The following is a 24,432-nucleotide window of genomic DNA, read 5'->3' as shown; positions in this document are numbered from 1 at the left end:
CTTGATTGATCCGTTTTAATACGATTCACAAATTAATTATCCCCACATATGATTGAATTGCAGCCAGGGAAATACCGTCGCAGCATTGTCCGCCTTTGGAAATATGCTGCACTTGGCCTGGGTCTTTTTTTATTTTACATTTTCTCCGTCAGTGTAAACCTGTTATGGCTATTCGGTGGAATGCCTGACCTAAAAACACTTGAAAATCCTAAAAGTGAACTTGCTTCCGAACTGATCTCCGAGGATGGAAAATCTCTTGGGAAATACTTTTTTGAAAACCGTACACCCATCGAATTTGACCAGATTTCACCAAATCTTATCGAAGCGCTGGTTGCCACGGAAGATGCACGTTTTGTAAATCACTCGGGTATAGATCCAAGAAGTCTGGCCCGCGTATTTAAAGGTGTTGTTTCCGGTAATTCAAGTTCAGGTGGTGGTAGTACGCTTACGCAACAGGTTGCAAAAAACCTTTTCCAGACCCGTTCTGAAAAATATGAAGGTGTTTTAGGGAAAATTCCTTTGATCCGTACGGTTATAGCCAAGACAAAAGAATGGATTCTTTCTGTGGTTTTGGAAAGAAAATATACCAAAAGAGAAATCATGATGATGTATCTGAATACGGTATCTTTTGGCAATAACACATACGGGATCAAAGTTGCTGCCAAAACTTATTTTGACAAAGACGCCTGGGATCTTGATGTACGCGAAGCTGCACTTTTAGTTGGTATGCTTCAAAATCCTACATTATACAATCCGCTGAGATTTCCTACCAATGCCTTGAACCGTAGAAATACTGTTCTGGCGCAAATGGTAAAATACAATTATCTGCCGCAGGAAAAATTTGAGAATCTGAAAGAAAAGTCGCTGGGGATGAAATTCACTGTGGACGGGCATAATACCGGTTTAGCTCCCTATTTCCGCGAATCCATGCGTGGTTATATGAAAGCCTGGGTAAAGCAATTCAATGAAGAAAACGGAACGGACCTGGATTTGTATACCAGCGGACTTCGCATTTACACCACCATTGATTCCAGGATGCAGAAATACCAGGAAGATGCGCTGAACGAACATATGCGGACGCAGCAAAAACTTTTTGATGCACACTGGGCGGACAGAAATCCGTGGGCAACTCCGGATGGCAAAGAGATACCGGGATTTATTGAAAAGGCAGTTCGGTCATTACCATATTTCAATGTTTTGAAAAAAGAAGTAGGTGAAAAGGAAGCCTGGAAAGTGATGCGCCGTCCATATAAGATGAAAGTTTTTTCTTATGATGGTGAAAAAGAAATGACCATGAGTCCGATTGATTCATTGCGGTATTATAAGCGTTTTTTACATGCCGGGATGATGTCGATGGATCCGCGTAACGGGCAAATAAAAGCCTGGGTGGGTGGTGTTAATTTTAAGTATTTCAAATATGACCACGTGAAACAGGGAGCGCGTCAGCCTGGTTCTACGTTCAAGCCTTTTGTTTATGTATCTGCTTTGGATAAAAACTTTCTGACACCTTGTGATCGGATTATGGATGCTCCCGTTCATTTTGGTCTTTCGGATGGGGTTCCCGGTGGATGGACGCCGCATAATTCTGGTAACAAATTTTCCTATCGTCCTTTGTCTTTGAGGCAGGCACTCGGGAAATCCGTGAACTCGGTAAGTGCCAATATTATCAAAATGGTGAAGCCCAATACTGTTGTAGAATATGCACACAAACTGGGTATTACGAGCAAATTAAATCCAAAACCTTCGCTTTGTCTGGGTATCAGCTCTGTGACCGTTTTTGAAATGGTAAATGCGTATTGTGCATTTGCCAACGGCGGACACAGAACGGAGGCAATGTCGATTTTGAGGATTGAAGACAGAAATGGTAATGTTTTACAACAATTTTATCAGAAGCAAAATCAGGAATTAAGCGAAAATATGGCATATAGTATGTTGTATCTGATGCGTGGTGCGGTGGAAGATCCGGGTGGAACTGCCAGTCGTTTAAGAACTTATGGAGTGACCGAAGGAAATGAAATTGCTGCAAAAACCGGAACATCACAAAATTATTCTGACGGTTGGTTTATGGGTATGACGCAGCACCTGGTTTCAGGAATCTGGGTGGGCGGTGAAGATATGTCAATACATTTCAGAACAATGCAGCTCGGACAAGGCGGTCACGTGGCTATGCCGGCATGGGGTTTATATATGAAAAAAGTATATGACGATCCAACGCTTGTTCAATATAAAAAAGGCGCTTTCAACAAACCGGAAAATTTTGTTCTAAATTGTGGAAATGTTGCTTCTGACAGCACGGATACCTATATCCCTCCTTCCCGCTCAGACGACGAAGGCACATTGTTTTAAATATAATCACCTAGGAAATTTTATTATATGATTGAGTTGCAGCCAGGGAAATACCGTCGCAATATTATTCGCGTCTGGTTGTTTACAGCATTGGGCCTGGGGCTTTTTATACTTTACATTGTAGCAGTTAGTTTTAACTTTTTCTGGCTTTTCGGTGGAATGCCGGATCTTGTTACGCTTGAAAATCCTAAAAGTGAGCTTGCTTCCGAGTTAATTTCCCAGGATGGTAAATCATTGGGAAAATATTTTTTTGAAAACCGTACACCCGTAGAATTCGAACAGGTTTCAAAAAATGTCACGGATGCACTGGTAGCAACGGAAGATGCCCGTTTTCTTAATCATTCCGGTATCGATCCGAGAAGTATGCTGCGTGTAGCAAAAGGTGTTCTCCTAGGAAATGCCAGCTCCGGCGGAGGCAGTACATTAACGCAGCAGGTTGCCAAAAACCTTTTTCAAACACGTTCAGAAAAATTTGAAGGGTTACTTGGTAAAATTCCTTTTATCCGTACTGTTATTGCCAAAACCAAAGAATGGATTTTGTCAATAACCCTGGAAAGGAAGTATACCAAACGGGAAATCATGATGATGTATCTGAATACGGTTTCATTTGGTAATAATACTTACGGGATTAAAGTGGCTTCAAAAACCTATTTTGACAAAGAACCGGCTGACCTCGAAGTAAGTGAAGCGGCGTTGCTTATAGGTATGCTCCAAAATCCGACTTTATATAACCCATTGAGATTTCCGACTAATGCTACAAATCGTCGAAATACGGTTTTGGCACAAATGGCAAAATATGACTACTTACCGGAAGAAGAATTTGAAAGCCTGAAAGAAAAACCGCTTGCATTAAGATTTACTGTTGACGGACATAATACCGGCCCGGCTCCTTATTTCAGGGAATCCATGCGGGGTTATATGCGTGCCTGGGTAAAACAATACAATGACGACAACGGGACAGATTATGACTTGTACACCAGCGGTTTACGCATTTATACAACCATTGATTCACGTTTGCAGCAATATCAGGAAGAAGCGCTGAATGAGCATATGAAAACGCAGCAGAAGCTTTTCGATGCACATTGGAAAGGCAGAAATCCATGGGCAGATGAAAATGGAAAAGAAATTCCAGGGTTTATTGAAAAGGCAGTTCGCGCATTACCCTATTTTAAAGTTTTGAAGGCCGAAGTGGGTGAGGATGAAGCATGGAAAGTGATGCAAAGGCCATATAAAATGAGGGTTTTTTCTTACGATGGAGAAAAGGAAGTGACAATGAGTCCAATGGATTCAATTCGTTATTACAAAAGATTCTTACATGCCGGAATGATGTCGATGGATCCGAGAAGCGGTGAGATCAAGGCCTGGGTGGGTGGTGTTAATTTCAAATATTTCAAATACGATCACGTAAAACAGGGCACACGACAGCCGGGTTCTACCTTCAAGCCTTTTGTATATGTGGCTGCCCTGGACAAAAATTTCCTGACACCGTGTGACAAAATTGTAGATGCGCCGGTTCCGGAAAATGAATATAATCCACAAAATTCTAATGGCAAATATACCAATCAGCCGCTGACGCTCAGACAGGCTTTGGGCCAATCAGTCAATTCTGTCAGTGCTGCCATCATACAAATGGAAAAGCCGGAAACGGTGGTTGAATACGCTCATAAACTAGGTATAACCAGCAAACTGGATCCATATCCTGCACTTGCGTTGGGTGTAAGTTCTGTTTCGGTTTTTGAAATGGTGAATGCCTATTGCTCATTTGCAAACGGCGGATATCGTTCAGAAGCCATGACAATTTTAAGGATTGAGGATCGTAATGGAAATGTTTTGCAGGAATTCCATCAGAAACAAAATCAGGAATTGCAGGCTTCTATTGCCTATGAAATGTTGTATCTGATGCGTGGAGCTGTGGAAGATAAGGGTGGAACTGCCGGTCGGTTGCATTCCTATGGCGTAACAAGCGGAAACGAAATAGCTGCAAAAACAGGAACAACCAACAACCATTCGGATAGCTGGTTTATGGGAATGACACAAAATCTGGTATCCGGTATTTGGGTTGGGGGAGAAGATATGCAAATACATTTCAGGACAATAGAATTAGGACAAGGCGGACGCGCAGCTATGCCGGCCTGGGGTTTATATATGAAAAAGGTTTACGACGATCAAACGCTGATACAATATCGGAAAGGCCCGTTTGTCAAACCTGAAAATTTTGTACTGGATTGTGGTAATGTAGCATCTGACAGTACAGACACATACATTCCGCCATCAAAAATAGATGACGAAGGAACCTCATTTTAAAAACCAGTAACCCGAAGCCGTAAAATCCTTTAAATCAAAAGTGACTGTATCGGACATTCACTCATTCTATCATTCACCCATTCAATATTAACACCGTGTACATTCTTGTTGCGCCTGACAAATTTCGCGGTTCTCTTGAAGCAACGGAGGTTTGCCAATCTGTGACAGAAGGAATACGCCTGGCATTTCCGGATGCAAAGATTGTTTCTACACCACTTGCTGATGGGGGTGAGGGTACAACCCGGATTTTGACGGAAGGATCAAACGGGAAATTTGTAAGTGCTGTTGTGCACGATCCTTTGGGACGATATATAGAAGCGGAATACGGTTTGTCAGGTGATGGCAATACCGCATTCATTGAAATGGCCGCTGCCTCGGGTTTAAATCTGTTAAAACCTGAAGAAAGAAATCCTTTTCTGACAAACACCTTTGGGACAGGAGAATTGATTTTACATGCAGTAAATTCCGGAGTGAAAAAGATAATTCTGGGTATTGGCGGAAGTGCAACTACGGATGCGGGTATAGGAATGGCGGCTGCGTTGGGGTTTGAATTTCTGGATGAAAATGAGCAAAATGTAAATCCCAATGGAGAAAATCTGTCTTCAATAAAAAACATCAAAACAGAAAACGTTAATCCTCTTATCAAACCGGTTGAATTTATAGTTGCCTGTGATGTTACCAATCCTCTTTATGGAGAATTTGGAGCAGCATATATTTACGGTCCGCAAAAGGGAGCAGATCAGGTAATGGTCGCCAAGCTGGATATGGGTCTGAAAAACATTTCTGACATAGCAACCAAAACTTTTGGTAAAAATATCAGTGGCAATCCGGGTGCTGGTGCAGCTGGCGGTTTGGGTGCGGGTGCGTTATGGTTTCTCAACGCAAAACTTCGTGAAGGTGTCAGCATTGTGATGGAGCAGACCAATATCGCCGAACATATTCAAAAAGCTGATTTAGTTATTACAGGTGAAGGAAAAGTTGATGATCAAACTTTACAGGGAAAAGTTGTGAAAGGCTTGGCAGATCTTTGTCAAAAAAATAATGTGCCACTTGCCGTAGTCTGCGGGACGCTCATGATCACACCGGAAGAGGCTCAGAATGCAGGAATAACTTACGCGGTTTCAGTTTTAAATCGACCGATGGATTTGCAGCAGGCCGAGAAGGAAGCTTTTTCACTGGTGTGTGACGCAACTTTTCATTTGGTACGGTTGTTTTTTAATAAGAGCCGGAAATGATAAGTATATTCTGCTCCGAATATTAATAATCTTCGAATTCGCTTAAAAGTCCATAATACATGCCTGAATTTAATTACAAAGAGGAGCTGTCTAAGATTCCTTTTGAACCTGGTGTTTACCGTTATTTTGACGATACCGGGGAAGTAATTTATGTTGGAAAAGCAAAAAGTCTGAGAAACAGAGTTTCAAGTTATTTCTTAAAATCAAATCAGCACGACAGAAAAACAAAGCGGCTGGTAAGCCAGATTCGCCGGATTGAATATACCATTGTACATACGGAATGGGATGCACTATTGCTTGAAAACCAGCTGATAAAGCAATTTCAGCCCAAGTTTAATATACTTTTAAAAGACGATAAAACATATCCGTTCATCTGTATTACCGATGAGCGTTTTCCACGTGTATATGTAACCCGCGAACTGGATAGAAAACGGGGCACATTTTATGGTCCGTTTGCCAATTTACGATCCATGCATACTTTGCTGGATATGTTTAAGGCACTTTACACCATACGTTCCTGCCATTTGCATCTGTCCAAAGAAAATGTTGAAGCAGGAAAGTTTAAGGTTTGTCTGGAATATCATATAGGCAACTGCAAAGGTCCTTGCGAAGCATTACAACCAGAAGCCGACTATAATGTTGAGATTGAGCAAATCCATCATATGCTTAAAGGTAACCTGACTTTGCCGCAGCAATATTTCAAAGAGAAAATGCTGGCTGCGGCGGAGCAAATGGCCTTTGAACAGGCGCATTCCTGGAAAACCAAGATTGAACATTTGTCTAATTTTCAAAGTAAGGCAACGGTTATCAATCCTAAAATTGGTAATGTGGATGTACTGACAATTGTATCAGATGAGGAATCCGCTTATCTGAACTTTATGAAAATTACAGAAGGCTACATGATTGCCACGCAGACTTTTGAGGTCAAGAAAAAACTTGACGAAACGGACGAAGATCTGCTGGCTATGATGATCGTTGAAATGCGTGAAAAGTATGGAACTGCTGCAAAAGAACTGATTTCCAACATCAAACCGGATCTGGAATTAAAACTTGAACTCGTGATCCCGCAAATCGGTGATAAGAAAAAGCTGCTGGATATGTCCATGAAAAATGTGATGTATTTCCGCCGCGAAAAAGCGGAACGCAGGGAAGTTGAAAATTCAGCAAGTTCTTCTAAAAAGGATCGTGTTTTGATAAAACTGAAAGCAGATCTTCAATTAAAAACATTACCCCGGCATATAGAATGTTTCGATAACTCTAACATTCAGGGTACTAATCCGGTAGCTTCAATGGTTTGTTTCAAAGAAGGAAAAGCTTCCAAAAAGGATTATCGCCATTTTAATATAAAAACAGTAGTCGGGCCAAACGATTTTGCTTCCATGAATGAAATTGTTGGCCGCAGATATTTACGATTAATTGCCGAAAATGAGCCGCTTCCGGATCTGATTATTGTAGATGGTGGAAAAGGCCAGTTAAGCTCTGCTTGTGATGCGCTTAAAAGTTTAGGGATTTACGGCCAGGTTCCCATTGTAGGAATCGCGAAACGACTGGAAGAAATATATTTTCCCGAAGATTCGCTGCCGTTATATATTGACAAAAGATCCGAATCTTTAAAACTTATCCAGCAAATACGGGATGAGGCGCACAGATTTGCCATTACGTTTCACAGAGATAAGCGTAGCAAAGGCAGTTTGGTCAGTGAACTCGACGGTGTTGTTGGTGTTGGAAAAGTAACGGCAACTAAGTTGTTAAAACATTTTGGCTCGATCCGGGCGATCCGCGAAAGTTCTGTTGAAACATTAACAGGCCTTATCGGATTGGACCGTGCGACAAAAGTGAGGGCGTACTTTGATGCCATGGCGCATCAGTAATTATTTTCCTCTCAAGGGATACTTTTCCAGTTTTGAAAAAGAGTAACCCTGCTTTTTCAGAACTGGAATTATTTTTTCCAGTGATTCAAATGTATTCCATTCAGGATGATTGAAATGCATGATGATCAAAGCACCGGGTTTTACATTGGTCAATACACTTTTTTCTATCACCGGAATCTTTGTAAACGGAACAGCATCACCTGAAAGTACATCAAAACTGATCACAGTTACACCAAGTTGCCTCGCGATTTTGGCACAAGCTTCGTCGGTATAAGCGGTGGCAGAACGATAAAATTTCGGTCTTCTTCCGGTAATAAACTGAATTTTTCTTTCATTCGCCTCAATTTCATCAAAGGCATCCGGAACATCAGGTGTACCTTTTATTCCATACTCACTTTCTCCATCCACCGAGCAGGGCTGATGATTGAGCCCGTGATTTTCTATTTCAAAAAGTGTGTCTCTACTTAGTTCAAGAAAAGTATTGTAGTTGGCATCAATCCATTTTCCGGTCACAAACAGGGTAGCCGGGATTTTTTCTTTTCGCAGATAATTAATCAGTTCCGCGTCATAACCACTTCCTTTTGGTCCGCCGCAGGCATCGAATGTAAGTGCTAAAAGCTTTTGATTGGTCACCATATCTTCATCCACACCTTTCACAAATTCTCCCCAGCTTCCCGGAACGACATGTGCAAATTCTTTAAGAACCAGTTCTTTTTGGTTATTGTAAGGCTGATCTGTATAAAGCTTTCGTAGGAATATATCATTTTTTAGATCAGCCGGTTGTGCCGGAACAAGATTTGCACTAAAAATAAATAGCGTCAGGATAACAAAAGATTTCATTTAGCGATGTATTGTTGAGGGTTTAAATTGACAATTTAGTATTTAAAGTTAAGAAATCCGTCCTATTTCTTTTCCAACGACAAAACCGGTTGTCCAGGCATTTTGGAAATTAAAACCACCAGTGATTCCGTCAACATCCAGGACTTCACCGGCGAAAAATAAGCCTGAGACCTTCTTACTTTCCAGCGTTTCCTGGTTAATATCAGAAAGTGCAATACCACCGCAGGTTACAAATTCTTCTTTATAAGTACTTTTTCCTTTAACATCAAACTGACTGTTTGTCAAAAGTTCTGCCATCCGGTTTAGAACCTTATTCGTCGCGTCCGACCATCGTAAATTTTCTATGATTTCAGCCTTTTCCGTAAATGCTTTCCATAATCTGACAGGCAGTCCAAAACGGGCATGTGATGAGATTTGCTGTTTGGGTGTATTGGTTTTTTCAGCGATCAAAAATTCCCTGACCTGCTGCTCATTCATTTCAGGCAACCAGTTGATTTTAAAAGTAAAATGATAATTCATGGCAGCCAGGTCACGAGCTCCCCATGCTGATAATTTAAGAATCGCCGGCCCGCTGAAGCCCCAGTGCGTCAGCAAGACAGGTCCTCGCCATTCATGTTTTGTACCAATAATTTTTACATAAGCATCCTGAACTGCCACGCCGGAAAGTGGAAGTAAATATCCGTTTGGTACATTGAAAGTAAACAATGATGGAAAAGGCTCAACGATGGTATGCTCATGTTCGCTGATCCAGTTAAACCCGCTGGATTTTGGATGTCCGCCGGAAGCAATCAAAATTTTGTCAGCCGTTATGAATTCTTCTGAATCCATTTGAATAGAAAACTTAGGAATATTTTCCATGTCAGTCCAGGCAAATGACTTAACGCCGCTACTTGTTTTTATATCAATATTTAAAACTTTTGCAGCTCTGAGGAGACAGTCAATGATGGTTTGAGACGAATCTGTGACTGGAAACATTCTGCCATCAGGCTCAGTTTTTAATCTGACTCCGTGGTTTTCAAACCAGTTAACGGTATCCTGCGCATCAAAACGGGAGAAAATTTTTCGGAGAAATTTTTCTCCTCTTGGATAATTTTTAATAAAAAAACGAAGGTCAGAAGGTTTATGCGTGACGTTGCATCTTCCGCCACCTGACACCCGGACTTTATTTAAAACCGTTTTATTTTTTTCCAAAATTATAATGTGCGCATCCGGATAAGTTTCAGCGGCTGTTATCGCTGCCATAAATCCCGATGCACCACCTCCGATAATCACAATCTGCATAATACGAATTGATGTAAAACTTACAAAAATGACTACTAACTTTTATAAAACTGCAATTTCTTTCCCTATCTTTCATTAAATTATTTTTGAAAAGAATACAGTCAGTATCAGGAACTATTGGCTATTTAGATTTCAGAAAAAGATTCACACTTCATCTTAAATCATTATGCAAAACATTGTTGTCATAGGATTAGGAAAGGTTGGTTCGCTGGTTGCCACGCTCCTTAGCAAGCGATTTCAGGTTACTGGAATCGATAAAACAAAACCACCGGTTGAAATTCCTTTTTTATTCAAATCAGGAGATATTTCTGAAGATACATTTCTCGATGAAATACTGACAGGAGCCGATGCTGTGGTGTCCTGTATGCCCTACAATTTAAATTTGCCGATAGCCATCATGGCTTATCAGAGAGGAATTCATTATTTTGATTTGACAGAGGATGTTTATACTACTTCTGCCATACGAGAATTGGCGAAGGATAGTAAAGGTGTAATGGTGCCGCAATGTGGATTAGCCCCGGGTTTTATAGGCATTGTAGGTATGGATCTTGCCAAACGTTTTACCAAAATTCGCGATATTGAATTGCGCGTCGGTGCTTTGCCCCGATATCCAAATGGCTTGATGGGTTATTCTTTTACCTGGTCGCCGGCTGGTGTGGTGAACGAATATATAAACGATGCAGAAGTTATTCATAATGGTGTCAGAAAAATGGTACCGTCGCTGGAAGGTATCGAAATGATCAATATTGAAGGACAGGAATTTGAGGCATTCAGTACATCGGGCGGTTTGGGGACAATGTGCGAAACTTTTGAAGGAAAACTGGATACTTTAAATTACAAAACAATACGTTACCCCGGTCATTGCAGTCTGATGCGGTTTTTGCTCTATGAATTGATTCTTAAAGACAAGCGTGAACTGGTTGAACAAATACTAACCGAAGCAAAACCTCCTGTTCAGCAGGACGTAGTATATGTATATGCGGTTGTTGAAGGCTGGAAAGGAGAGTTTTTGGAAAGAGAAGAATTTTATCAGGCCTATCATCCAATTAAAATAGATGGCCGGCATTGGCGCGCTATTTCCTGGACAACGGCAGCTTCCATTGCCTCAGTCGTAGAAATGGTTGCGGATGGCAGTTTACCAAATAGCGGTTTTATCAGACAGGAAGATATTTTGTTAGATAAATTTTTGAAGACTACAAATGGAAAGCTGTTTAATTAGCGAACCCATTTTAGCAATAAGCTCAGGTTCATTTTACACAAAATGAATAAAGGATATGATTGATATACAAGAAATTTTAGTCAAACTGAACATAAATCCGGCTAATCCGGGAGTCAGTACAGGTCTGAAATCCTGGAACGGAAGCGGAGAATTGCTGGAATCATATTCTCCGGTAGATGGAAAAGTTATAGCCAAAGTACATTCAGCCAGTCCGGAGGATTTTGAAGAGGTAGTTGAATCTGCGGGTCAGGCTTTTAAAATCTGGCGAATGGTACCTGCACCAAAACGCGGAGAAATTGTCCGCCAGATTGGTGAGCAGTTACGGGATAATAAACAGGAATTAGGTACGCTGGTTAGTTATGAAATGGGCAAAAGCTTGCAGGAAGGCCTGGGTGAAGTGCAGGAAATGATTGATATCTGTGATTTCGCTGTTGGACTTTCCCGCCAGTTATACGGTTTGAGTATGCATAGCGAAAGGGTGCAGCACAGGATGTATGAACAATGGCAGCCATTGGGAATTGTCGGCATAATTTCCGCGTTTAATTTTCCCGTTGCAGTCTGGTCATGGAACGCCATGCTTGCCTGGATTTGCGGAGATGTTTGTATTTGGAAACCTTCCGAAAAAACGCCGCTGACGGCGATTGCCTGCCAGAATATTATTCAGATCGTTTTAAAAAATAATCATCTTCCCGAAGGGATTTCCTGTATCGTAACAGGAGGAAGAGCTGTCGGAGAATATCTGGCAGATGATAACAGAATTGCATTGGTTTCTGCTACGGGCAGTACCCGAATGGGAAAGGCAGTTGGAGAAGCAGTAGCAAGAAGGTTAGGTAAAAGTTTATTGGAACTTGGTGGAAATAATGCGATCATTGTCACTCCTTCCGCTGATCTGAACGTTGCCATTCCGGGAATTGTTTTCGGTGCTGTGGGTACAGCCGGGCAGCGTTGTACATCTACGAGGAGATTAATTGTTCATTCGGATATTTATGAAGAGATAAAAAACCGGCTGATTAAGGCTTATGCGCAGTTAAGGATTGGGAATCCATTGGACGAAAATAATCATGTCGGGCCATTGATTGATAAAATTGCGGTGGAAAACTATGAGGCTGCAATTGAGAAAATCAGAAAAGAAGGCGGACATTTTATTATCGATCCAAAAGTACTTAAAGGAGAGAAATATGTTTCCGGATGTTATGTGATGCCGTGTGTGGCAGAGGTGGAAAACGATTTTTCTATCGTTCAAAGCGAGACTTTTGCACCAATTTTGTATCTAATAAAGTACGATAGTCTGGATGAAGCCATTGAATTGCAGAATGCCGTACCGCAGGGACTTTCTTCGTCTATTTTTACTCTGAATATTCGTGAGGCAGAGCTGTTTTTATCTCAGGCCGGTTCAGATTGCGGTATTGCCAATGTCAATATTGGAACATCCGGAGCAGAAATCGGTGGTGCTTTCGGAGGTGAAAAAGAAACGGGCGGCGGTCGCGAATCGGGATCTGATGCATGGAAGGCATATATGAGGCGGCAAACAACTACAATTAATTACAGTACGACCCTTCCTTTGGCTCAGGGAATAAAATTTGAGATCGAATAATTATTATTTCTAACTTTGTAAACTAATGGCATACCTCATTTTCATTGCCAACAATACACTATTATTATGAAATATAAACTAACATCCCAACAAATTGCATCACAGGTTGGTGGTGAAATCGTGATTCTTAATCATAACAAAGGAGCATACTACGGTCTGGATGAAGTAGGAGCGTTGGTTTGGAATAATCTGGAAGGCGAACCAAAAACGCTGGAAGCACTTTGTGAAGCCGTGACAAATGAATATGATATTGACAAAAAAACTTGTCAGGACGATATTGAATTACTTTTGAAAGATCTTATTTCAGAGAAACTGGTCGAAGAAACTGAATAGATAAAGTCTGCAATGTCAAATTATCTTAAAAAATGGGGAAGTATTTCAGGTAGCGCAAAACTAAAAATCTTGCGGGCCGGGATGGTTCTTTTGTTTCTTAAAGCGGGTTTGACAGTATTGTCATTTTCCACTTTTCGTCGGCTTTTTTACAGGTTTTCCAGATCTGAAAGATATAATGAAATGACCGCAGAGGAAATTGAAGAAAACGTTTGGGCTGTTAATACTGCCGCTAACGTTTTACCAATTGAACTGCTCTGTTTGCCAAGAGCGTTGGCAACCAAATATTTACTACGCCATGTTCCTGCACTAAGTTTGGAAATTGGTGTTGAAATTAACCCGGCAAAAGCTTTTGAAGCGCATGCCTGGGTTGAGAAAGAAGGAGAAATTATTATTGGGGACTGGTCAGACTCGGTTTCCTATCAACGTTTATGGGTTTGGGAATAATCTACAATCACACACATGTATTTTTATAAAGCGTACGGATTAACCATCTTCTCTGAAATTGAACTACCTGAATTAAGCAGTGCGCTCCCGACAACTTCCTGGGATCTGCATATTAAAATTGGTACTGTTATCAATCCAAAATTTAAAAAAACCGCTATTTACCGCAGAGGAATTCGTGCACTTTTCGGAAAAAATAAAGAGAACCTTATTCTTCATTGGGAAGGCGTAGCGACTTTCGAAGCTGTTGAAGGAAATCAATTAGTGGTTTCCCCCTTAACAGAAGATAATAATCTGATCAGTCTTTTTACGGTTAGTGAAGCGCTTGGGTTAATTTTGTTTCAAAGAGGATATTTTTTACTCCACGCCAGTTCTGTTAAAGTTGGAGACGAAGCGTGGTGTTTTATGGGAAGTCCCGGTGCAGGAAAGTCAACGACGGCGGCAGCATTTGTCAAAGCCGGATGTCCTTTATTAAGTGATGATTTAACGGCAATTTCATTTGATGAGAGTGGAAAGGCATACATTATTCCGGCTTATCCACAGATTAAAATTTGGGATAATACGGTCAACGGACTAAATTACGAAAGATCAAATTTGCAGCCTGTCAGTGAAGGTGTTAACAAGTTTTCATATAAACCTGCTGGTGCTTTTGATTTAGAACCTGTTCAACTGGGGAACATATTTTTTATACACAAAGCAAAAAATCGTGCTGCTTTGGAAGAATTAAGTGCTTTTTCAATTCCAACTGAAATGTTAAAGAATTTCCCTTTGCCTTTCAGCTTAATGTCAGGTGAAGCAGTAAAACAGCATTTTCTTCAAAGTTTTAATTGTGCCAGATTTGCCAAAATATGGCGTAAAAGGCGTTCCGATGGATTTGAGTTATTAGAGAAGTGGGTGCAGGAAAGTATATTCTTAAATAACAGTCCTGTCTGATGTCAGCCATATCAATATCTCCTGAATTACAAACGTTATTATCTGCTTCCTTTCAAGTAAAATCTCAGGATTTTAGTGACAGGTATAGTACGGATTATTTACGCCGTTTGATGAGGTATCATGGAGTCCGTCCACAATTTCTCGATTTCCTAAAAAAAAATAATCTTGAATTTGACTTTCAGACAAATCTTTCCTTAGAATGCCAGAATATGGCAATTGGCAATTTAATGTCTGTAAAAGAGCTTGGCCGCGTGTCAGATTTACTTGCAGGTTACAACATCGAATGTTTTGCCTATAAGGGAAGCCTTTGGGCCGATTGGTTGTATGGAGATGTTGGAAAACGTGAATTCGGCGATATTGATATTCTAATTGAATCCAGATATATCGTTGAGGCTCTTGGTATTTTAGAAGGAGCAGGTTATTTGCCGGATTCTTATCGCCAATATTTATTAAAGTATCCAAAGAGAAGTAAAGGCTTTTTCAGAACTGATTATCACATACCACTTGAAAATAGTTCCAGTGAAGTTTTAAGTACTGTTGAAGTCCACTGGCAAGTAGCATATCCACGTCTTTGTTTTAGTTTCCCTTCAGATGAGTGGATAATGTATAAGCAAGTATACAACTTGCATCAAGTCGCACTAAATGGTTTTCAAAATGAGTATCAGTTTTTATTATTGCTTGTGCATCATGGGGGCAAGGAGAGGTGGTGCAAACTGAAATATATTGCTGACCTGGCAGCTTACATGATAAAACATGGTTCCAGGACAGATTGGATTTTTATAGAAGATATTGCAAGAGATAAAGGTATTCACAACCTTTTTACAATCAGCTTGGGTTTGCTTAAATCCCTTGGACTATCCTGGGAGGTAGATTGGCCAGTAATTACAAAGTTTATCAATCCCGTTCCTTATATTGATATTTGGCAGAAAATGCCAAAAGAGTCAGCTAATTCTACCTGGCCCTATTTTATCCAAGGACTATCAGTCCATGATGGTCTGAAACATAAAAGTAAGGTGCTTTTTCAGCACCTTACTTATCTATTTGAGTGGCAACTTTTAATTGATAAAATAAAGTGGTACTCCAATGATAATCCTAAACCAATTTCAGATTAATCGTTCCTGAAATTGAATTTCCTGCTGTCAGAATATTTAACCCTTCACCGTTGTTGAAGGCATTAACGTTGGCAGTTAACGGCTCAATGGCCACACAATCCCTTGCAGGTGGTGTGTATACAACGAGATAATTAAATTTACCTTCACCCACTTCCTGTTCAATCTGCAAAGTCACATTCTGTCTTTCAGAGATTAATTCGGTTACTGTCTTGTCGCCTGTATTATTGATTATGAAAGCATTATCCAGCGCTTTTTTAAATAATGGCATAGCACCCACCTCAATCAGAAATGGCGCAGTACCAATCGGGCTCATGCGGTTGTCGAAAACCACGATCGTGTCAGACGGAATATTAATTTTCCATGCATCTACATCCTCATGGCCTAACACAAAATAGGGGTGCCAGCCAAACATTACCGGACAAGGTTCATTACCAACGTTTTTAGCTTCGTAGGTAAGTGAAAATACGCCCGAAGCATTAAGTGTATATTTTACTGAAAAATCTACCGAGAAAGGATAACCTTCCTTTTCTCTCAAAGTATAAGACAATTTGATGTAAGCATGATCAGCTTCGGTAACCTGTTCTTCCAGTTTGAATGCATGTTTGCGAACCAGCCCGTGAATGGCATTGGTATCATCATTTTGTGCAAGCTGGTAATCTTTGCCAAGGAAATGGTATTTCCCGTCAGGAATACGGCTGGCAAAGGGGAACAGCAATTCTCCTGCACTTTTTGTGTCTTCCAGAAGTTCACCAGGCGTTCCAGGTGATTTTAGCAATGAGAATAGTGTTGTTCCTTTTCTCAATGATAATTGCCGGGCGATTCCACCAAGTTCTGGGACAATCACACAACGGTTATTTGTAGCAGTTTCCTGGATTACGTATTCAGTCAGCTCACCATATTGCTCTTTAAATATTTCGAATGCCATAACGGGTATTAGTTTTAGGATTAATTTTGATTGGCAAATTTACTTTAAAAATAAAAAACCGGACAGTTTTGCTGCCCGGTTTTTACTCTTTTATCTATTCGACGTCTACACGGCCGAAGAATCTTTATCTTCTGCAACCATTTCGCCTTTATCATTTTCAAGCGTATGTTTCACAGCTTCTTCGTGAATCGCAGCTTCTTCATTTGAACGGCGGTTGATATAAGCCTGATAGCTGGTTTCCTTTTCATAAGGACGTTTACCAATCAGTTTTTCAAGATCACTCTGGAACAAGATTTCTTTTTCCAGCAATTCCTTGGCTATCACTTCCAGAGCGTCACGCTTATCGCTCAGCATATTTTTAACAAACTGGTAAGCCTGTTCGATCAATTTGCGAACTTCTTCATCAATTGCTTGCGAAGTAGATTCGGAATATGGTTTTGTGAAGGCGTAGTCACTTTGTTTGGAATCGTAGTAAGAAACATTTCCAATACGATCATTCATACCATACATTGTCACCATGCTATATGCAACTTTCGTTACACGTTCTAGATCACTTAGTGCACCGGTAGAAATCTTACCAAAAATAACATCTTCCGCAGCACGTCCACCCAAAGTCATACACATTTCATCAAACAGCTGCTCTGTACGATACAAATACTGTTCTCTCGGCAAATATTGTGCATAACCCAAAGCTGCAACACCACGAGGTACAATTGATACCTTAACCAACGGATCGGCATGTTCCAGGAACCAGCCTGCCACTGCATGACCAGCTTCATGGTAAGCAACAATTTGTTTTTCTTCAGGAGAAATCAATTTGTTTTTCTTTTCCAAACCACCGATTACACGGTCCATTGCATCCTGGAAATCCTGCATTGTAACTTCTTCTCTGTCACGACGCGCAGCAATAAGTGCAGCTTCATTACAGACGTTAGCTATTTCAGCACCGGCAAAACCAGGAGTCTGAGAAGATAATTTCTGGATGTCTACATCAAGCGAAAGTTTCAAAGGTTTCAAATGCACTTTGAAAATCGCTTCTCTACCTATAACATCTGGCTTATCAATTGAAATTTGTCTGTCAAAACGTCCCGGACGAAGCAAAGCCGGATCCAAAACGTCCGGACGGTTTGTTGCAGCTACGATAATAATTCCTGAATCGGTAGCAAAACCATCCATTTCAACCAGCAGTGAGTTCAAAGTGTTTTCACGTTCGTCATTTGAACCTGGCATAGCACCACGTCCACGAGAACGACCAACCGCATCAATCTCATCAATAAAGATGATACATGGTGCTTTTTCTTTTGCTTGTTTGAAAAGGTCACGCACACGGGCCGCACCCACACCTACAAACATTTCAACAAAGTCAGAACCTGACAAAGAGAAGAACGGTACACCTGCTTCACCGGCAACTGCTTTCGCAAGCAAAGTTTTACCAGTACCCGGAGGGCCTACAAGAAGCGCACCTTTTGGGATTTTAGCACCCAGTTTTTTGAATTTGTCAGGGAACTGAAGGTATTCAACAATTTCCTTAATCTCTTCTTTTGCTTCATCCAGACCGGCAACATCGTTAAAAGTGATCTTAACTTTGTTTTCAGCGTCAAAAAGTGTTGCACGAGAACGGCCGATATTAAATATCTGTCCTCCCGGGCCAACACCACCTGACATTCTGCCAAGGATGAAATACATCACCAAAATCATGATAATGAAAAAGCCCCAGGTTCCGAGAAAACTGGTCCAGTCATTACGTGTATCTACAACGAGCTCGATTTTATCATCATCAGGTACTTTTTCCTGAATTTTATCAAGATCCTTTTTAAAAGTTTCCGCGGAAGTTACCTGAAACTGATAATGAGAAACTGGTTCTCCTCCGAAATAATTACCACCATTTTCAGTAGTAAGCACTTTATATTTATCAAGCTTCAGCGCTTCAGGCTTCAATGTTACTTCAACTGACTTATCATTAACTATCGTGACGCGTTGAACTTCCTTATCAGCAACCATTTTCTCAAAACGTTTCTGAGTCGTTTCACGAATAGTTGATGTTCTGTTAAGGTAAGTTATCCCCAAGATAGTAGCAATCAAAGCAGCTATGATCCATCCCTGATACCCTTTTTGCGGACTTTTAGGATTTAGTGGACCTCTTTTGTTATCGTTATCAGACATTCTTTATAATAATTAAGAGGAAATTTAATAAACAACATTTCGCATCCGATGAATGTTCACCTGATACGACATTTACATGACGGAATCTTCAAAGTGCGTCACAACTGCATCACCCCAAAGCTCTTCCAAATCATAGTGTTTACGACGTTCTTTATTAAAAATGTGAGCCACTACATCCACATAGTCAATTAATATCCACTCTCCATTGGCTTTTCCTTCTTTTTGCCAGGGGTCGGTTTTTGATATTTTGTAAACTTCGTCTTCCACCGAATTGGCCAAAGCATCTATTTGAGTATCGGAATTACCCGAGCAAATTACAAAAAAATCTGTTATTGAATTCTTTACTTTTCTAAGATCAAGGATTGTAATATCCTCACCTTTCTTTTCTGACATTCCTTTAGCTATAAGCTCGGACAAATCTTTTGATGATAGTTCTTTATTTTTGCGTTGTTTCATGCGTAGTTGATTCCCATTTCTATAAACCCTAAAGTAAAGTAAAAAAATTGTACAACTCTATATACGATACCTTAATTATTGGTAAAAAAGTTATTTATCTGCCAAGTTGTCATTCAACAAACGACATAGCGGCTGAATTAGTGCGCAGCGGTGTAAGTATGGAGGGAGCTGTTGTCATTACTGACGACCAGACGAAAGGCCGTGGGCAGAGAGGGACTACCTGGGTAACTCAGCCCCGGATGAACCTGACAATGTCTGTCATTCTCACCCCTTCTTTCTTATCAATACAGGATCAATTCCTGATAAGTCAGGCGATGGCTCTGGGCATTTCTTCGTACCTGAGCAATTATTCTGATAAAGTTAAAATAAAATGGCCGAATGATATTTATATTGGGAGCAGAAAGATCTGTGGAACACTGATAGAAAATAGCATTCAGGGTTCCCGATTGGCAAGCTCTGTGGTAGGTATGGGTATAAATGTTAATCAGATAGATTTCTCAAATCCCAGGGCAACGTCGCTTGCCAGGGAAAGCGGAAAAGATTTCTTATTGACTGATGAGTTTTACCAATTAATTCATCATCTGGATGCATGGTATTTAAAACTAAAATCAACAAAAAATAATGAGGAAATCCGCCAGTTGTATCTGGCTAATTTATTTGGATATAAAGAGTTATGCCTATTTCGTTACCAGAGCGAAATTGTACCAGGTACCGTAACAGGCATAACAAATACTGGAAAACTATGTGTTAAATTTGAAAATCAGTCCGACATAAAAGAACTGGATCTCAAAGAAGTTGAATGGATCTGGGATTAGTCTTCAACTTTTGGAATACCCCATTTTCCGAGCACAAACATAGCAAAACAGCATATCAATAAACCAAGCGATTCGCGTGCTTCTTCAATGTTGATGCTTCTCATTTTCGCTTCACCCCAGAATATTCCTTCGAAATGTGGTGGCCATTGTAAAATTGACGCCACCAGATATCCGGCTGCAAGACCATAAAAAACCCATGATGGCCAGAGATTGTTGAAGCTCATGTAACAAGCCAGAGCTGCGGCGCTGTATGTAAAAATCCAGATTGTAGCATCAGGATCATTAAACTGGAAATATGCGAAAAGCATAAACAGCACTCCAAATATCATTTTGAAAAATTTCATAATCTATAAATTAGTGGGTTTGTCGGTATATGGTAAAGATAAAATAACGATTTTATTACTTTTTCGGCAGCAGGATTTTTATCATTTACAAAACTGACTTATCGCAGCGGTTGCATCTTCATATCCCAAATTCTGTGCCTGTTTCAGGCTGCTGCATCCAAGATCTTTTTCACCGTCATACCATTCTGCCAGACCAAGACCATAAAAGGCTTTTCCGTATTGTGAATCAAGTTTTACAGTCTGACGGAAAGCAAGTGTAGCCTTTTTGAAGTCATTCCGGCGATAATAGATATTCCCCAGATTGTACCATGCCATCTTATTTTCACTGTTGAGCTCCGTTGCTTTTTCAAAATCATGAATGGCAGGTTCCATTTTGTCAAGAATTACATATAGCTGGCCTCTGTTCAAAAAAACATCCGAAGTATCCGGCGCAAGTGCTGCGGCCTTGTTATAGTCGGTCAGTGCTGAATCAAGATGATTATCCTTTGTGTACAAAAGCGCACGATTAAAATATGGGCGATAAGAGTTTGGTTGTATTTTTATAGCCTGATTAAAATCCATCAGCGCGCTTGGATATTCTTTCATTTCATAATAAGCCACGCCTCGGGTATTTAAAGCTTCGGCGTTGGAAGTATTTTTTTCAATGGCTTTATTCAGGTATTCAATGGCTTCTTTGTTTTTGCCTTCTTTCATTAAATCCTTGCCTTTTTGCAGGAAAGCATCGGAAGAATTGGAGCAGGAATTAAGGAAAACTAAAAAAAATAAAAAAAATATTCGGTACATAATCACTCATTTATAGTTGGTTCGCACAAAAGTAAGACGAAACGTTAAATGAATGTTTTCTTTTTGTCAATAAAATGTCTTTATCTTTGCAACGGCAAATCGGAACTACCAGCTCCTTCCGAATCCCCCAGGTCCTGACGGAAGCAAGGGTAGGTGGTTGATGCGGTGAGATTCTCGGTTTGCCTTTTTTTATGCCCTTTCGCCTCGATTCCACAACTTTTTTTTGCTTTTAGTAATGGTTTCCTACTTTTGTAGGACAATTAAACTATTCAATTTTTGATATGAAATTTTTTATTGACACTGCCAATCTTAAAGAAATTAAAGAAGCACATGCCCTGGGCGTACTTGATGGCGTTACAACAAACCCATCGCTTATGGCAAAAGAAGGAATTACAGGTAAGGATAATATCATGAGGCATTACAAGGCGATCTGTGATATTGTTGACGGAGATGTAAGTGCAGAGGTTATTTCTGTTGATTTCGAGGGCATGATTCGTGAAGGTGAAGAATTAATTGAGATTGATGATAAGATTGTTGTTAAAATTCCAATGATCAAAGAAGGTGTTAAGGCTTTAAAATATTTTTCAAGCAAAGGTATCCGTACCAACTGTACACTAATTTTCTCGGCAGGACAGGCGTTGATCGCTGCAAAAGCTGGTGCAACTTATGTATCTCCGTTTATCGGTCGTTTGGATGATATCTCAACGGATGGAATCGGTTTAATCGAGCAGATCCTGACAATTTATCGTAACTATGGTTATGAAACTCAGGTTTTGGCAGCATCCGTTCGTCATCCGATGCACATTATCCAGTGCGCAGAAGTTGGAGCAGATGTAATGACAGGCCCTTTGAGCGCGATGGAAGCATTGATGAAACATCCGCTTACAGATATTGGACTTGAAAAATTCCTTTCTGATTATAACAAAGGAAACGCTTAATAAGAAAATATTTAAAAGGTCAGGTATTTAGATTTCTAGGTACCTGACCTTTCCCACATACGACTGTTTCCTTTAATCCATTATGACTGAAAACGCAGAACCTATTGTAATACTGGAACGGGCTGATATTTATCAGGGCGACCGGCCGGTTTTGAATGACGTCCATTTTGAGATTAAAAATGGAGAATTTGTGTATCTGATCGGCCGTACCGGAAGCGGAAAAAGCTCACTAATGAAAACACTTTACGGCGACTTGTGGCTTCACACAGGCTCTGCCAAAGTTGTTGGTTATGAACTTCACAACATCAAGAGAGCGGACATTCCATTTTTAAGACGCAAAATCGGGATCGTGTTTCAGGATTTTCAACTACTTTCTGATCGTTCTGTGGAAGACAATTTGTCGTTTGTGCTTCGGGCTACGGGATGGGATCAGCAATCGAAAATTTCCAAACGTATTGCAGAAGTTTTGATGCAGGTTGGATTAGGTACTTCTCAAAAGAAAATGCCGCATCAGCTTTCAGGAGGCGAACAGCAGCGTGTGGTAATTGCCCGCGCTATGCTGAACGAACCAAGAATTCTGATTGCCGATGAACCGACAGGAAATCTGGATCCGGAGGTAGGGGACCAGATCATGCAGGTTTTTAAGACCATCAACAATGCAGGAACTGCTATTTTAATGGCAACTCATAATTATGAATTTTTGAAAAAATTCCCTGCGCGTACAATTAAGTGCGAAAATGGGAGTGTGACAGAAGGATAAACTATAAAGACTATATAAAAAATGAGGGCTGAGAAATTTAATTTCTCAGCCCTCATTTTTTATATCGCTATTAATTAAAATTATTTCGCTGTCAAATCAATAAATGGAATGATAACCTCTTCTAACGAAACGCCACCATGCTGGAAAGTATCCCGGTAAAGGTTTACGTACTGATTGTAATTGTTCGGATAAGCAAAGAAATAATCTTCTTTTGTAAACACGTATGAAGTCGAAACGTGCGGTTTTGGCAAAAATATTCTTTCTGGTTTACGGCAAACCATCAAATGGTTGTCATCAAAACCAAGATTTTTTCCATGTTTGTAACGCAAATTCGTATTCGTTTCGCGGTATCCAATAATTTTAACCGGTTTTTGAACACGGATCATACCATGATCGGTTGTAAGAATCAAACGGCACTTTTTCTCTGCCACCTTTTTAATAAATTCTAAAAGCGGAGAATGAAGCAGCCATGATTTTGTAATAGATCGGTAAGCAGATTCGTCCGGTGCCAATTCTTTTATCATCTGCACGTCCGTACGGGCGTGAGATAACATATCTACAAAATTATAAACAACAACATTTAACTGGTTGTTTAACAGATTGTTGAAATTGTCGATCAGTGATTTTCCCTGGTTTGTGTTCAGGATTTTATTGTAGGACGATTTGATGTTGAAATGATTTGTTTCCAGTTGTTTTTGCAGGAAATCAAATTCATGATTGTTTAAACCTTCTTCACCATCCGGTGTATTTTCATCACTTACCCACCACTGCGGATGTTTGCGCTCCATTTCACTCGGCATCATACCAGAGAATATCGCATTACGGGCATAACCGGTCGTCGTTGGAAGAATAGAATAATAAGAGCTTTCTTCTTCGATATTAAAATATTCCTGAATGATCGGCTGAATAACTTTCCATTGGTCATAACGGAAATTGTCAATCAATAAAAAAAAGACCGGTTCAGTAGATTTTTTAAGATAAGGAAATACCTTCTGCTTCATCAACTGATGCGAAAGTACCGGACGATCAGCTTTGGGGTCGTTAAGCCAGCCTTCATATTCCTGCTCAATAAATTTACAGAAGTTTGCATTGGCGTCACTTTTTTGCATACTGAAAACTTCCGACATTCCCTGATCATCAGAATTTTCAAGCTCCAGTTCCCAGTAAATAAGTTTTTTATAGATATCAGCCCACTCTTCATGACCAATTCTGTCCTGATACTGCATGGCCAGATTTCTGAATTCCTGCTGGTAACTCAGCGTAGTTTTTTCAGTAACAAGTCTTTTATTATCAAGTATTTTTTTAACAGAAAGTAAAATCTGGTTTGGGTTAAGCGGCTTTATAAGATAATCATCGATTTTAGAACCAATGGCATCTTCCATAATATGCTCTTCCTCACTTTTGGTGATCATAACAACCGGAAGTGTCGGCTGCAATTGTTTAATTTGTGCAAGGGTTTCAAGACCGGTCATCCCCGGCATCATTTCATCTAAAAAGACAATATCAAATCGCTCATTTTCAATGCGGTCCAAGGCATCTGCTCCACTGTTTACCGGTGTTACATTATAACCCTTATTGGTCAAAAACATGATATGAGGTTTAAGAAGATCTATTTCATCATCAGCCCAAAGAATGTTATTTTGCATAGGTATTATTTCAATTAGTACTGTTTAAAACAAAGAAAAACAACGTGCCATTAAAGGCTGTGGTATTAAAAAATTGTGTTTTTAACAAAATTT

Annotated in this window: 21 protein-coding genes; 13 read left to right on the top strand and 8 right to left on the bottom strand. The window is 40.1% G+C overall.

All coding sequences use genetic code 11. From position 1 onward, the window contains the following. The first annotated feature begins 48 nt into the window (after positions 1-48). The 4 genes from LXL81_RS16245 to uvrC all read left to right on the top strand — a co-directional run bounded on the left by LXL81_RS16245 (position 49) and on the right by uvrC (position 7,756). Entirely contained in the window at positions 49-2,346 is a 2,298-nt protein-coding gene (locus LXL81_RS16245) for a transglycosylase domain-containing protein (RefSeq protein ID WP_234647850.1), read from the top strand. 27 nt (positions 2,347-2,373) lie between these two features. Beyond that, complete coding sequence (locus LXL81_RS16240) at positions 2,374-4,650, top strand: penicillin-binding protein 1A (protein WP_234647849.1); 2,277 nt, start codon at positions 2,374-2,376, stop codon at positions 4,648-4,650. A gap of 95 nt (positions 4,651-4,745) precedes the next feature. Next, complete coding sequence (locus LXL81_RS16235; RefSeq protein WP_234647848.1) at positions 4,746-5,885, top strand: glycerate kinase; 1,140 nt, start codon at positions 4,746-4,748, stop codon at positions 5,883-5,885. Between the two features lie 59 nt (positions 5,886-5,944). Next, positions 5,945-7,756 carry an excinuclease ABC subunit UvrC gene (gene uvrC / locus LXL81_RS16230; protein ID WP_234647847.1) on the top strand — a complete coding sequence of 604 codons (1,812 nt, stop codon included), beginning with the start codon at positions 5,945-5,947 and terminating at the stop codon, positions 7,754-7,756. On the opposite strand, the gene LXL81_RS16225 is transcribed toward uvrC, so the two are convergent. Beyond that, on the bottom strand, positions 7,757-8,596 hold the full coding sequence (locus LXL81_RS16225) for a polysaccharide deacetylase family protein (RefSeq protein ID WP_234647846.1): 840 nt from the start codon (positions 8,594-8,596) through the stop codon (positions 7,757-7,759). A 48-nt stretch (positions 8,597-8,644) separates the two neighbouring features. Next, a complete protein-coding gene (locus LXL81_RS16220; RefSeq protein ID WP_234647845.1) occupies positions 8,645-9,877 on the bottom strand; it encodes an NAD(P)/FAD-dependent oxidoreductase in 1,233 nt (410 codons plus the stop codon). A 166-nt stretch (positions 9,878-10,043) separates the two neighbouring features. Here LXL81_RS16220 and LXL81_RS16215 point away from each other — a divergent pair, with 166 nt between their 5' ends. The 6 genes from LXL81_RS16215 to LXL81_RS16190 all read left to right on the top strand — a co-directional run bounded on the left by LXL81_RS16215 (position 10,044) and on the right by LXL81_RS16190 (position 15,509). After that, positions 10,044-11,096, top strand: coding sequence for a saccharopine dehydrogenase family protein (locus LXL81_RS16215; protein ID WP_234647844.1), 1,053 nt, complete (start codon positions 10,044-10,046; stop codon positions 11,094-11,096). 55 nt (positions 11,097-11,151) lie between these two features. Continuing rightward, entirely contained in the window at positions 11,152-12,690 is a 1,539-nt protein-coding gene (locus LXL81_RS16210; RefSeq protein WP_234647843.1) for an aldehyde dehydrogenase family protein, read from the top strand. Positions 12,691-12,756: 66 nt separating this feature from the next. Further along, on the top strand, positions 12,757-13,023 hold the full coding sequence (locus LXL81_RS16205; RefSeq protein ID WP_234647842.1) for a PqqD family protein: 267 nt from the start codon (positions 12,757-12,759) through the stop codon (positions 13,021-13,023). 12 nt (positions 13,024-13,035) lie between these two features. Beyond that, a complete protein-coding gene (locus LXL81_RS16200; protein WP_234647841.1) occupies positions 13,036-13,467 on the top strand; it encodes a lasso peptide biosynthesis B2 protein in 432 nt (143 codons plus the stop codon). 15 nt (positions 13,468-13,482) lie between these two features. Beyond that, positions 13,483-14,397, top strand: coding sequence for a serine kinase (locus LXL81_RS16195; RefSeq protein WP_234647840.1), 915 nt, complete (start codon positions 13,483-13,485; stop codon positions 14,395-14,397). Continuing rightward, positions 14,397-15,509, top strand: coding sequence for a nucleotidyltransferase family protein (locus LXL81_RS16190; RefSeq protein ID WP_234647839.1), 1,113 nt, complete (start codon positions 14,397-14,399; stop codon positions 15,507-15,509). The genes LXL81_RS16195 and LXL81_RS16190 overlap by 1 nt, the downstream gene beginning before the upstream one ends. Here LXL81_RS16190 and LXL81_RS16185 read toward each other — a convergent pair. The 3 genes from LXL81_RS16185 to rsfS all read right to left on the bottom strand — a co-directional run bounded on the left by LXL81_RS16185 (position 15,490) and on the right by rsfS (position 19,053). Next, positions 15,490-16,434, bottom strand: coding sequence for an aldose 1-epimerase (locus LXL81_RS16185; RefSeq protein ID WP_234647838.1), 945 nt, complete (start codon positions 16,432-16,434; stop codon positions 15,490-15,492). The two genes, LXL81_RS16190 and LXL81_RS16185, sit on opposite strands and share 20 nt — an antisense overlap. Before the next feature lie 105 nt (positions 16,435-16,539). After that, positions 16,540-18,597 carry an ATP-dependent zinc metalloprotease FtsH gene (gene ftsH, locus LXL81_RS16180; protein WP_234647837.1) on the bottom strand — a complete coding sequence of 686 codons (2,058 nt, stop codon included), beginning with the start codon at positions 18,595-18,597 and terminating at the stop codon, positions 16,540-16,542. Between the two features lie 72 nt (positions 18,598-18,669). Then, positions 18,670-19,053, bottom strand: coding sequence for a ribosome silencing factor (rsfS, locus tag LXL81_RS16175; RefSeq protein WP_234647836.1), 384 nt, complete (start codon positions 19,051-19,053; stop codon positions 18,670-18,672). Between the two features lie 47 nt (positions 19,054-19,100). Here rsfS and LXL81_RS16170 point away from each other — a divergent pair, with 47 nt between their 5' ends. After that, a complete protein-coding gene (locus tag LXL81_RS16170) occupies positions 19,101-19,868 on the top strand; it encodes a biotin--[acetyl-CoA-carboxylase] ligase (RefSeq protein WP_234647835.1) in 768 nt (255 codons plus the stop codon). Here LXL81_RS16170 and LXL81_RS16165 read toward each other — a convergent pair. Both LXL81_RS16165 and LXL81_RS16160 read right to left on the bottom strand, forming a co-directional pair. Next, a complete protein-coding gene (locus tag LXL81_RS16165; RefSeq protein WP_234647834.1) occupies positions 19,865-20,212 on the bottom strand; it encodes a transmembrane 220 family protein in 348 nt (115 codons plus the stop codon). The two genes, LXL81_RS16170 and LXL81_RS16165, sit on opposite strands and share 4 nt — an antisense overlap. An 81-nt stretch (positions 20,213-20,293) precedes the next feature. After that, on the bottom strand, positions 20,294-20,995 hold the full coding sequence (locus LXL81_RS16160; RefSeq protein WP_234647833.1) for a tetratricopeptide repeat protein: 702 nt from the start codon (positions 20,993-20,995) through the stop codon (positions 20,294-20,296). Positions 20,996-21,276: 281 nt separating this feature from the next. Here LXL81_RS16160 and fsa point away from each other — a divergent pair, with 281 nt between their 5' ends. Both fsa and LXL81_RS16150 read left to right on the top strand, forming a co-directional pair. After that, on the top strand, positions 21,277-21,933 hold the full coding sequence (gene fsa, locus LXL81_RS16155) for a fructose-6-phosphate aldolase (RefSeq protein ID WP_234647832.1): 657 nt from the start codon (positions 21,277-21,279) through the stop codon (positions 21,931-21,933). A gap of 82 nt (positions 21,934-22,015) precedes the next feature. Then, the gene (locus LXL81_RS16150) at positions 22,016-22,693 is read left to right on the top strand and encodes a cell division ATP-binding protein FtsE (RefSeq protein WP_234647831.1); all 678 of its coding nucleotides are present in this window, start codon (positions 22,016-22,018) and stop codon (positions 22,691-22,693) included. Positions 22,694-22,773: 80 nt separating this feature from the next. Here LXL81_RS16150 and LXL81_RS16145 read toward each other — a convergent pair whose 3' ends face one another. Further along, positions 22,774-24,339: a response regulator gene (locus LXL81_RS16145; RefSeq protein ID WP_234647830.1), complete on the bottom strand. Its 1,566-nt coding sequence runs from the start codon at positions 24,337-24,339 to the stop codon at positions 22,774-22,776. Positions 24,340-24,432: the final 93 nt, after the last annotated feature.

This window comes from Dyadobacter sp. CY356, assembly GCF_021440195.1.
Classification (GTDB): domain Bacteria; phylum Bacteroidota; class Bacteroidia; order Cytophagales; family Spirosomataceae; genus Dyadobacter.
The sequence above is the reverse complement of the archived record's forward strand: the minus strand, read 5'-3'. Positions and strand labels throughout refer to the sequence as shown.